The following is a 12,153-nucleotide window of genomic DNA, read 5'->3' on the forward strand; positions in this document are numbered from 1 at the left end:
ATATAAGAAAAAAAATAATCTTTCTATCTCTATTTTATAACGAGTAACACTATGTAGTTAGAAATATATTGATTATCATTCTCATTGATAGATAAAAAAATAATCCCACCAATTTTTCCTATAAGAATAAACATAAAACTCTTTCATCATTTTATTGATTATCATTCTCAACGAATTTCAAAAAAAATAAACCGCCTAATTCTATCGTTCTATCACCTCTTCTTACAAAAATGATATAGTCATAGAAAACCTCTTCCCTTCCAATATTTCCACAACTAAGTCAATCTTAGCCTACTGGTAATTTTTTTGTCAACTATATTACGTATAAAATTTTTAATATCTGAATTCTTCTATATATAATTTTTCTACAAAAAAAGAGGCTTTCTTTTAAAGAAAGCCTCTTTCCCTTATTTTTCTACAGCAATTTCTTGCTTTTGAAATAAAGAAACTACATATCCAATTGCAATTCCAATGATACCCGGAACTAGCCAACCAATCCCTACACTATATAATGGAATTTTATCTAAGATAGGAGCAAGGGCCGCTACTTGAAGATTTGCATTATGCAATCCATCAAAGAAGCTAATTGCAAATGCGCCTACAATACCGCCTACATACATAGCTAATGGAAGACGAATATAGTTTTCAACAAGTGATAATACGATCAGTACGATACCAATTGGGTAAATTGCAATTAAGATTGGTAATGCTAATGCGTTTAACTGAGTTAAACCAAGATTTGCTACCATAAATGCTAATACAGAGAAAATGAAAATGACTTTTTGATAAGAAAGCTTTGGTAATAACGAAGAAAAATATTCTCCACAAGCTGCTACAATACCGACAGAAGTTGTTAAGCATGCTGCAGTAATTGCGATACCTAGTAATAATGTTCCGTAGCTACCAAATAAATGATTCACGACGTTTGTTAAAATAATTCCGCCGTTTGCTCCCATTCCAAGTGAAACACTTGAAGCTCCAAGGTAAGCAAGTGCTAAATAAACAAGAAGTAAGCCAAGTGCTGCAATAAATCCTGCAAAGATTGTTACTTTCGCAATACTGTTCTTATTTGTAATGCCTTTTGCTTTTAAAGCATTGATCACAACATTTCCGAAAACAAGTGCTGCAAGTCCATCTAAAGTTAAATATCCATCAATAAAACCTTTAAAGAGTGGGGCACTATACGCTTCTGTAGGGGCACCAAACTCTCCCATTGGAGTCATAATTGCTTTCGCTACAATAATTGCAATAACAGCTAATAAAATTGGAGTTAACACTTTACCAATGCGCCCCACTAATTTCGATGGGTTTAATGCTAAATAGAAAGTTACTGCAAAGAAAATAAATGTAAAGATAACAAGTGGATAGGATTGACCAGCTATCTCACTTGGTAAAAACGGTGCAACACTCATTTCATAAGCAACAGTCCCTGTACGTGGCACACTAACAAATACGCCTAAACATAAATAAATTGCAGTAATGAAAATTAGCGCGAATACAGGATGTACACGTCTTGCTAATTCATTAATATCTCCCTTTAGAGCTATAACAATAACTCCTAATAAAGGCAGTCCTACACCTGTTACGATAAAGCCAAATAACGCGATCCATACATCTGTTCCAGCACCTTGCCCTAACGCTGGTGGGAAAATCATATTACCGGCACCGAAAAACAGTGCAAATAACATTAAGCTTATTGCAAACATCTCAGAAAACTTTAAAGATGACTTCATTTCTACTACCTCCTAATTATTTTATTGACAAAATATTCTGAATTAAAATCCGTCACATATCCTCTTTCAAGCATACTTCCCCGTAAAAGAACGCAAAAAACACCCGTCCCTAACAAAGGGACGAGTGTTGAAATCGTGGTTCCACCCTTATTCTAATAAAATGAATTTATAACGAAATAAGCTCATTTTATAGCTCGTGTAAATTGATAACGGTTTTATCCGCCAAGAATTACAATGCATCTGCAGTTCACTCTTGAAGTTTAGAGGTGGTAAGTTTGTCTTTCCGTATTAGGAAGCTCACAGCCTAAGGCTTCCCTCTCTGAGAATCGTCAAAAACAACTCATGTCCTCATCATTACTTTTATAAAATATGTTGTCGAAACTTGTTGTTTTTTATTATATGGGCTATTTTTTAAAAAATCAATAGTTTTATTTTTTCTGACAAAAAAATATAGGGAGAAAACTTTCCTCCCTATAACTGCCCTATTAATATTTCTAATTCCTTAGGTGTAATGTCTCGCCATTTTCCAGCTTCAAGCTCATTTAGCTCTATATTCATAATGCGTACTCGCTTTAGCTTTGTTACAGTAAATCCGAAAGCACGACTCATTCTACGAATTTGCCTATTCATTCCTTGCGTTAAAACGATGCGGAATGTAGACTGATTAACTCTCGTCACTTTACATGGCTTCGTCATTCCATCTTTAATCTTTACACCGCTGGACATCTCATCAATAAACCAATCTGTAAACGGCTTATCAACAGTGACAACATATTCTTTCTCATGCTCATGATCACCGTGCAAAATTTGATTCGCAATCGCACCGTCATTCGTTAATAAGATGAGTCCTTCCGATGCTTTATCTAATCGTCCAACAGGAAAGATTCGTTCTGGATAATCGATATAATCAATAATATTATCTTCAATATGTTCAGCTGCTGTACAAGTAATTCCGACTGGTTTATGGAAGGCAATATACACCTTTTCTTTCTCTTCTTTTACAATAACTTGCCCATCAATCGTTACAATATCACCTTCATTAACGAGTGCACCGTGCGTACATACTTCACCGTTAATACAGGCACGTCCTGCTTTAATGAGACGGTCTGTTTCACGTCTTGAGCAGGATTTTACTTCGCTTATGTATTGGTTGATTTTCATGTTTTGTTCCTTTTCTTATAGATTAAAAGCGTCAATCCATGGCGATATCATTATGCCAAGATTGACGCTCCTTTACTTCGCAAAAACAACTAAATAAATAACCCCAATTACCAAAAATATTCCGCAACAAGCTAACAATACTTTTGCAAGTTTGTCCATAAACATATAATGGTTTCCCCTTTTGTTTGGTTGTTTGCTATTTTAATTCGACAACTGTTACGCCTAGGCCTCCCTCGCCCATGTCACCGTAGCGGTAGGTTTTCACACCGCGATGTTTCTTCAAGTAATCTTGTACACCTTGGCGAAGCGCTCCTGTTCCTTTGCCGTGAATAATTGATACACGAGGATAGCTTGCAAGCTGTGCATCGTCTAAATATTTTTCAACGCGCATCATTGCATCTTCATAACGTTCGCCGCGAAGGTCTAGCTCTAACGACACGTGATAATCTCTACCCTTCACACTTGCGACTGCTTTTTTCTCAGTTTGCTTCGGTGTATTAATGTATTCCATATTGGATTCTTTCACTTTCATCTTCAGAATACCAATTTGTACGCTCCACTCTGTATCACTTACTTTTTTAAGCAATTGACCTTTTTGACCGAACGTTAACACTTTTACTTCATCACCTGCGCGTAATTGTTGTTTTGGCGCTGTGTTTTTCACGTTTACTTTTTGTTTCTTCACAAGCTCTGGCGCCGCACCTTCTAGACGGCTCTTCGCTTCAATAAGCTCATGGTCTTTCACGTTTATAAGCTGTGCTTTACGCAATTGACGAAGTTCTTGAATAATGCCTTCTGCTTCTTGCTTTGCAGCTTCGACTTTTTCTTCCCCTTCTTTTTGCGCTTTTAATAATTTTTCATCGCGCTCATCATTAAATTCAATAATTTGACGCTGTAATTCACGATGAAGTTTTTCAGATTGCTTACGATGCTCTTCCGCTTCTTTTCGTTCGCGCTCTGCATTTTTTTGGCTTTCTTCTAACTTTGCAATCATATTTTCGATTTTGTTCGTATCTGTACTAATATGGTTACGAGCGCGATCAATAACGCGATCAGACAAACCAAGACGCTTCGAAATTTCAAAGGCGTTACTACGTCCTGGTACACCGATTAATAATTTGTACGTTGGGCTTAATGTATTCACATCGAACTCAACGCTCGCATTAATAACTTGCTCACGATTGTATCCATATGCTTTTAATTCTGGGTAATGCGTCGTTGCAACAACGCGAGCACCACGGTTACATACTTCATCTAAAATAGAAATCGCTAGTGCAGCCCCTTCTTGCGGATCTGTCCCAGCACCTAATTCATCAAATAGGACTAAACTTTCAAAATCAGCTTTTTCTAAAATATCTACAATGTTTACCATATGAGAAGAGAATGTACTTAAATTTTGTTCAATCGATTGCTCATCACCGATATCAGCAAAGATGTTTTTAAATACACATATCTCTGATTCATCCATTACTGGAATATGAAGACCAGATTGCGCCATTAAGACACAAATACCGACTGTTTTCAGTGTAACTGTTTTACCACCTGTATTCGGTCCTGTAATAACGATTGTTGTAAAGTCTTTACCAAGCATAATGTTATTTGGCACGATAATTTCCGGATCAATAAGCGGATGGCGTGCTTGTTTTAAATCCATGTAGCGTTCATTATTTACGATTGGCTTCGTCGCTTTAATTCGCTTCGCATAAAGAGCTTTCGCAAAAATAAAATCAAGATTTGCAACTACTTCTACGTTTGATAAAACAATATCAGCTTCCACTGCCACTTCTTCCGTTAACATCATTAAAATGCGTTCTACTTCTTGTTTTTCTTTCACACGTGCTTCTTGAAGTGCGTTATTTAATTCCACGATTACTTGCGGTTCGATAAATAATGTTTGTCCAGAAGCAGATTGGTCGTGAACAATACCACCATATACGCCGCGGTATTCTTGTTTTACCGGGATTACGTAGCGTTCGTTACGAATCGTTACAATTGCATCTGATAACATTTTTTGCGCGTTTGAAGAACGCGTCATGTTTTCTAATTTCTCACGAATACGGCTTTCCGCAGTACGAATTTGATTACGAATACCACGCAATTTGTCACTTGCGCTATCGACTACTTCACCGCCGTCACCAATACAATTTGTAATCTTCTTTTCTAAATCATATAAAGACACAATTTGCGCGACATGTGTTTCTAAAATTGGAAGCTCAACACCGTTGTCAATCATATCGTCAATGAAACGTTTCATTTGGCGACTACCGTACATCGTACTTGCGATTTCAATTAATTCATAAGGACTTAACATACTTCCAATTTTCGCACGCTTAATATTTGAACGAATATCAGAAATCCCTCCAAGTGGTACATGTCCTTTTAAACGGATGACTTTCGCTGCCTCATCCGTTGTTTCTTGCAATTCCACAATTTCTTCAAAATCTGTGCTTGGCACTAAATTCTTCACTTTATCACGACCAAGTGAAGATGCTGTATGTTCAAGTAATTGTTCTTTTACTTTATTGTATTCTAATACACGCAACGTTCGTTCTAACATGTTGCAGGTCCCCCCTGTATTACTTATTACGTTTAATATAGTCTAATAAACGTTCAATATCCCATGTGTTAATCACGTTATCTTTTTGAATCCAACCTTTACGCGCTGCTGCTACACCTGTTTCCATATCTTCTAACATTTCAAGTGTATGGGCATCCGTATTAATCGCTACTTTTACACCAGCATCTTGTGCTTGTTTTAATAATTTCGCGCTTAAATCTAGACGGTTTGGATTTGCATTTAATTCTAAAACTGTATTTGTTTCTTTTGCGAGCTGGATTAATAAATCTGTATCTACATCGTAACCCTCACGGCGCCCAAGAAGACGTCCTGTCGGATGGGCAATCATTGTGACATGCTTATTCTCAAGTGCAGTGCGAAGACGCTTCATAATCGTTTCACGGTCTTGTGAGAAGCTTGAGTGAATAGCTCCAATGACATAATCTAGTTCTGCTAATACTTCATCGTCAAAATCAAGTGTCGCATCTGGTAAAATGTCCATTTCAATCCCGCGCAAAATTGTAATGTCTGGATACTTTTCATTCATACGTTCAATTTCTTTCGCTTGTTCACGAAGACGCTCTTTCGTTAAACCGTTCGCTACTTTCAAGTATTGCGAGTGATCAGTAATTGCCATAAATTTATATCCATGAGCGCGGCACGCTTGTACCATTTCTTCAATTGAAAAAGCACCGTCACTCCACGTTGTATGCATATGTAAATCACCCTGTATATCAGAGAACTGAATTAAGTTCGGATACTCTTTAATTAATTCAATTTCTTTTCCATCTTCACGCACTTCTGGTGGGATGAATGGAAGGCCAAAGTGGGCGAAGAATGCTTCTTCTGTTTCGAATGTTTTCACTTCACCTGTGTCTAAGATTTCCACACCGTATTCACTAATTTTCTCGCCTCTATCTTTCGCAATTTGGCGCATTTTTACGTTATGGTCTTTTGATCCGGTGAAATGGTGAAGAGTTGTAATAAATTCTTCTGGTTTTACTAAGCGGAAGTCAATTGAAATATCATATTCATATTGAAGACGAACAGATACTTTCGTATCTCCACTTGCAATCACTTCAATCATATTATCAAATTGTAGTAAATGTTCACGCACTACTGCTGGCTCTGTCGTTGCAATGATGAAATCTAAGTCCTTCACTGTCTCACGAACACGGCGTAAACTACCAGCGCGTGAGAAACGAATTATTTCAGCAACATTCGACAATTTCTCCTCTATTTCCCCGGCAATAGGCAATACCATCGCAATTGGTAAACGCTCTGGACGAGAGCCTACTTGATCAATTGCTTCTAATATTTTCTCTTCTGTTTTCTTACCGAATCCAGCTAAAGCTTGTACTTTATTTTCTTCACAAACAGCTTTTAACGTTTCCATATCAACAACACCAAGTTCTTTGTATAACTTGGCCACCTTCTTACCACCAAGGCCTGGTAGTTTTAATAGTGGTAATAAACTGCTTGGTACTTCTTTTTCAAGTTCTTGTAGTACTTCAGATGTTCCCGATTCTATATATTCTTGAATAACTGCTGCCGTTCCTTTTCCGATACCTGGAATCTTTGTGAAATCTTCAATTTCAGAAAGACTACGGTCATCACTTTCTAGTGCTGCCGCCGCTTTACGGAATGCAGATATTTTAAATGGATTCGCGCCCTTTAGTTCCATAAATAGGCCGATTGTCTCTAGTAATTTGATAACTTGTTTTTTATTCACTTTCATCATTGCCCCGCCTTTCTTTCATAGAAAAAAACTTCTCTTTCCGAAAAAAGAGAAGTTACACTCTGCTACCTGTCTGCCATAGTTCCTTCACCTTTTCAGAAAGAATCGGTGTATCGTCTACAATTATTTTGCTAATTGATGATTTTTGTAATGGTGTTTGTATTTGTTCAATTGGAAGAATTGTTCCAACAATAATTAAGACAAACAGAATGATATACACTTCTAAAAAGCCAAGAAGTGCCCCAGCAACCGCATTGACTTGCTTTAAAACTGGGATTTCTGCAAACATATTCAGTAAATTACCAAGTAGTGAAAGTGCGATTTTTGTAATAATAAATAATACGATAAACGCAATTGCTTGATAGAAGACACCCTCAATATTATTCGCATCTATCCATTCTGGAACAGAAACATTCTTATCAAATGGATACGGAATAATTTTCGCAAGTGCTGGCGCTAAATCTTTACAATACCAGTATGCAACGAGGTATGCGATAATAAAGCTTGTTAACTTTACAAGTTGCAAAATAAATCCTCTGCGTAAACCGAGGAAGAATCCCATAACAAGCAATAAAATGATAATAATATCAATCATGTTTATTCAATTCCTTTTTGTGTCATACTTTCTTTCAACTTCTCATGTTCTTCTTTTAATTTTATGTAATCGTGTATGACGTTTACCGCCGTCAATACCGCTAGTCTACTCGTATCAAGCGAAGGATTCTTGGCATTGAGTTCGCGCATTTTATCATCCACAATCGCTGCTACCATGCGGATATGACTTGTACTTTCATCGCCAACAACTGAATACTGTTGGCCATATATTTCTACATTAATTCGACTTTTATTTCCCTTTTGTTGTGACAACTCACCGGCCTCCAATCACGTACAGAATCCTAAAGTTTATCATACCATGAACCATCATAATATGGAAACAGAAAGAACAATCCGATATGATAAAAATAACAACATAAAAAAGGAGCGACCATTTTGTCAAATTCTATCGTAATACAAACAAGTTCTACAGTAATTGAAGACATGAAACAACAATACAAACAAGCACTTAGCCCCAAAATTCCGCAAGGCGGTATCTTTATGGCAAAAGTTCAATCTTGCACAATTACAGCTTATAAATCAGGAAAAGTGATGTTTCAGGGTGGACGTGCTGAAGCAGAAGCTTCTCGTTGGCAAACTGTCTCTCAAACACCAAAATCAGCTGTAAAAAAATCGGTCAATTCACATCGTTATGCGCCGCCCGTTTCCATCGGCACAATGTCTATTCTAGGATCAGACGAAGTAGGTACTGGTGATTACTTCGGACCGATGACAGTAGTTGCTGTATATGTGGATGCAAAGCAAATTCCACTTTTAAAAGAACTTGGTGTAAAAGACTCCAAAAACTTAAATGATGCTCAAATTGCTGAGATTGCAAAACAACTCCTTCACGTTGTTCCTTACGGCTCCCTCGTTCTTCATAATGAAAAATATAACGAGCTATTTGATAAAGGAAACAACCAAGGTAAACTAAAAGCTTTACTGCATAACAAAGCCATCACAAACTTATTGGCTAAAATTGCACCTACAACACCTGAGGGTATCTTAATCGACCAATTTACACAGCCTGATACATACTATAAATATTTAGCGAAACAAAAACAGGTACAGCGTGAAAATGTTTACTTCGCTACAAAAGGTGAAAGTGTCCATTTAGCAGTAGCCGCCGCTTCCATTTTAGCTCGTTACTCATTCGTAAAACAATTTGACGAACTAAGCAAAAAAGCTGGTATGCAACTTCCGAAAGGTGCTGGTAAACAAGTTGATATTGCCGCTGCTAAATTAATTCAAAAAGTCGGTAAAGAAAGACTACCTGAATTTGTGAAAGTGCATTTTGCTAATACAGAGAAGGCGTTTCGGTTACTGAAAAAATAACTACTTTTTAGTATCGACAGGATATGGATGAACTAAACAAGGCGAAAAGAATTGAATTCTTTTCGCCTTTTATGAATGAAAAATGGATAAATAGGATCTCACACGTTCCTATTTTCGCCGCACTCATTCTGTATATCTATATATTTAAATTTAGACTGATATATATTCATTTACTATTCACCTAAAAAAGAGAGTCTCCATGACTCCCTTTTTATGTTTAACTTCGTTTCTGCTTCTTATTTGATGAAGGTACTTTATAAGAACCCGTTTCATGCGTAGTCGTTCCTTGTCCTTCCACTTCCGGAGAACCTAAGCTTGATCTAGAATGGTCTGTTTTCACTTTCTTACTCATTACAATCACCCCCAAGATTACTTTTCACTTAAGAGTAAAAAACTATTCAGCATAACCATCTGAACATATACTGGCTACTCTTTTATCCTCCTGTCTGTTTTTCACTAATGTCCCATAGACGTTTTGCGGCATCCTTATCCAAGGCAGCTTCAGACATTTTTCCTATTTGCTTATCGGCATAGTAATAACCACTATGATCAGTAAATTCAGTTGATTCTGCTAGCCATATTAGAGTTTCAGCACCTTTCTCGGGTGTACGAGAGAAAGGTTTCATTGCTGCCATAGTTAAGCGAGCAACTAGACCATTGTCCTGGTTGAAATTCGTAGCCACTAGCCCTGGATCGAAGCTGTATGCACTAACACCCGTCCCCTCCAACCTCTTTGCCAATTCAGCGGTAAATAAAATATTTGCTAGTTTTGATTGAGCATAACGCATTGTAGGACCACCCATAAATTTCTTAACACCACGATAAAGTTGTTCTGCATCTAAATCACCGAAATCAATTCCCTTTTTAGCCATTTTGTGACCGTGAGATGCGGTGGTGATAACACGAGCAGGAGCACTTTCTTTTAAACGCTCCAACAGCAAATTAGTGATTAGGAATGGACCTAAATGGTTAACCGCCCAAGTCATCTCCAAATCGTCCTCTGTAAGCTGCCTTGTTTGAAATAAAGCACCAGCATTATTCACTAATATATCTATTCTCGGACACCTTTCCAAAATATCAGTAGCTACCCGGCGTATAGATTGTTGGGAAGCCATATCAGCTAAAAATAGATCTATCATCACATCCCCATTCGTTACATCCTTAATTTGAGCAATAGCAGCATTCGCTTTTTCCTCGTTACGTGCAATGATTCCTAGTTTGGCACCGCGCTCTGCAAATGTCTTAGCTGCCGCTAATCCAATACCACTTGTTGCACCAGTAATCACCACATACTTGTCATGCAGTGTCCACTTTGTATGACTTGGAATCTCCCCCATTGTACAAAAACCCCTTCCCTTGCCCATAAATATTTCATTCGTTTTACTATATGTGAGATATGAACGAACCTATGAACAACATTTTTCCAAACAAAAAAAGCGAGAGCAGTTGCTCTCGCTTTTTTGATATCTTAAAACTCAGAAGAACCTGGAGTTCTTGGGAATGGAATTACGTCACGGATGTTAGCCATACCAGTGATGTACATTAGGAAGCGCTCGAAACCTAGACCGAATCCAGCGTGTTTTGTACCGCCGTATTTTCTAAGTTCTAAGTACCACCAGTAGTCCTCTTCGTTCATACCTAGTTCTTTAATTCTGTCTACTAAAACGTCCATTCTTTCTTCACGTTGACTTCCGCCGATTAATTCGCCGATGCCAGGAACTAGAAGGTCAGTAGCTGCTACTGTTTTACCATCTTCGTTCATACGCATGTAGAATGCTTTAATGTCTTTCGGATAGTCCGTTACGAATACAGGGCGTTTAAAGATTTCTTCTGATAAGTATCTTTCGTGCTCTGTTTGTAAGTCAATACCCCATTCTACTGGGTATTTAAAGTCAGCACCTGATTCTTGAAGTACTTTAATTGCTTCTGTATAAGTGATACGACCGAAGTCAGAGTTAATCACATTGTTCATGCGCTCTAGAACTGTTTTATCAACGAAGCTGTTGAAGAAGTCCATTTCTTCTGGTGCATGCTCTAGTACGTATTTCATTGCATATTTCAGCATATCTTCTGTAAGATCCATTACATCGCCTAACTCAGCGAATGCAATCTCAGGCTCAACCATCCAGAACTCCGCTGCGTGACGAGTTGTGTTTGAGTTTTCCGCACGGAATGTAGGTCCGAATGTGTACACATCACGGAATGCTAATGCATAAGCTTCAGCGTTCAGCTGTCCACTTACTGTTAAGTTTGTTTCTTTAGCGAAGAAGTCTTTTGATTCGTCAACTTGTCCGTCTTCACCTTTTGCTACGTTGTTTAAATCTTGCGTTGTTACGCGGAACATTTCGCCTGCACCTTCTGTATCACTACCAGTAATAATTGGTGTGTGAACATGTACAAATCCACGCTCTTGGAAGAATTGGTGAATTGCAAATGCTGCGATAGAACGCACGCGGAATGTTGCTGAGAATGCATTTGTTCTTGGACGTAAGTGAGCGATTGTACGTAAGTATTCAAACGTATGACGCTTCTTTTGAAGTGGGTAATCAGAATCTGATAAGCCCTCGATATCAATTTTTTCTGCTTTAATTTCAAATGGTTGCTTCGCTCCAGGTGTTGCAATTACTTTACCTTCTACTTTAACTGAAGAGCTTAGTGGAAGCTTTGCAATTTCTTTGAAGTTCTCTAATTCTGTATCGAAAACGATTTGAACACCTTTGAAGAAGCTACCGTCGTTTAATTCGATGAAACCAAATGCTTTTGAATCACGTAAGTTACGAATCCAACCCGATACTTGTACTGTTTGATCTGCGTATTTATCTGTATCTCTATACAGACTTTTTACTAATGTGTTTTCCATAGTAAAATTCTCCTTTACTCATATATTTAAATACAAAAAAACCTTTCATCCATAAAGGGACGAAAGGTTAAACTTCGCGGTACCACCCAATTTGTCATAAAGACCAACTTTAACTCGTATGTAATACATACTTCCCGGTTTGTAACAGGCCGGATTCCCGTCTAAGTCTACTCTT

Annotated in this window: 10 protein-coding genes and 2 other annotated features (1 of these 12 cut by a window edge); of the genes, 1 reads left to right on the forward strand and 9 read right to left on the reverse strand. The window is 37.6% G+C overall.

Going from position 1 to position 12,153, the window contains the following annotated elements:
* Positions 1-407: 407 nt before the first annotated feature.
* From brnQ6 to zapA, 6 genes are all read right to left on the reverse strand, one after another.
* The gene (gene brnQ6 / locus MKX37_RS22175) at positions 408-1,733 is read right to left on the reverse strand and encodes a branched-chain amino acid transport system II carrier protein BrnQ6 (protein ID WP_002184862.1); all 1,326 of its coding nucleotides are present in this window, start codon (positions 1,731-1,733) and stop codon (positions 408-410) included.
* 113 nt (positions 1,734-1,846) lie between these two features.
* Positions 1,847-2,097 (reverse strand) — a binding site (T-box leader).
* A 107-nt stretch (positions 2,098-2,204) separates the two neighbouring features.
* Entirely contained in the window at positions 2,205-2,894 is a 690-nt protein-coding gene (locus tag MKX37_RS22180) for a 23S rRNA pseudouridine(2604) synthase RluF (RefSeq protein WP_078421840.1), read from the reverse strand.
* A gap of 196 nt (positions 2,895-3,090) precedes the next feature.
* Positions 3,091-5,451 carry an endonuclease MutS2 gene (locus MKX37_RS22185; protein WP_078213675.1) on the reverse strand — a complete coding sequence of 787 codons (2,361 nt, stop codon included), beginning with the start codon at positions 5,449-5,451 and terminating at the stop codon, positions 3,091-3,093.
* A 19-nt stretch (positions 5,452-5,470) separates the two neighbouring features.
* Complete coding sequence (gene polX, locus MKX37_RS22190; RefSeq protein WP_002129332.1) at positions 5,471-7,189, reverse strand: DNA polymerase/3'-5' exonuclease PolX; 1,719 nt, start codon at positions 7,187-7,189, stop codon at positions 5,471-5,473.
* A gap of 55 nt (positions 7,190-7,244) precedes the next feature.
* Positions 7,245-7,784, reverse strand: a complete 540-nt coding sequence (locus MKX37_RS22195) for a CvpA family protein (RefSeq protein WP_002129333.1) — start codon at positions 7,782-7,784, stop codon at positions 7,245-7,247.
* 2 nt (positions 7,785-7,786) lie between these two features.
* Positions 7,787-8,056, reverse strand: coding sequence for a cell division protein ZapA (gene zapA, locus MKX37_RS22200; protein WP_002112165.1), 270 nt, complete (start codon positions 8,054-8,056; stop codon positions 7,787-7,789).
* 123 nt (positions 8,057-8,179) lie between these two features.
* On the opposite strand from zapA, the gene rnhC reads away from it, so the two are divergent.
* Positions 8,180-9,118, forward strand: a complete 939-nt coding sequence (rnhC, locus tag MKX37_RS22205) for a ribonuclease HIII (RefSeq protein WP_078421841.1) — start codon at positions 8,180-8,182, stop codon at positions 9,116-9,118.
* Positions 9,119-9,335: 217 nt separating this feature from the next.
* Here the strand turns inward: rnhC and MKX37_RS22210 are convergent, their stop codons facing one another.
* From MKX37_RS22210 to asnS, 3 genes are all read right to left on the reverse strand, one after another.
* Positions 9,336-9,470, reverse strand: coding sequence for a YuzL family protein (locus tag MKX37_RS22210; protein ID WP_002112167.1), 135 nt, complete (start codon positions 9,468-9,470; stop codon positions 9,336-9,338).
* Between the two features lie 82 nt (positions 9,471-9,552).
* Positions 9,553-10,455 (reverse strand): SDR family oxidoreductase, encoded by a 903-nt coding sequence (locus MKX37_RS22215; RefSeq protein WP_002129335.1) that lies wholly within the window; start codon positions 10,453-10,455, stop codon positions 9,553-9,555.
* A gap of 131 nt (positions 10,456-10,586) precedes the next feature.
* Positions 10,587-11,978: an asparagine--tRNA ligase gene (gene asnS, locus MKX37_RS22220; RefSeq protein ID WP_002129336.1), complete on the reverse strand. Its 1,392-nt coding sequence runs from the start codon at positions 11,976-11,978 to the stop codon at positions 10,587-10,589.
* Between the two features lie 52 nt (positions 11,979-12,030).
* Positions 12,031-12,153, reverse strand: a binding site (T-box leader) (it continues 129 nt past the right edge of the window).

Source organism: Bacillus sp. FSL R5-0709 (genome assembly GCF_038004785.1).
Classification (GTDB): Bacteria; Bacillota; Bacilli; order Bacillales; family Bacillaceae_G; genus Bacillus_A; species Bacillus_A mycoides.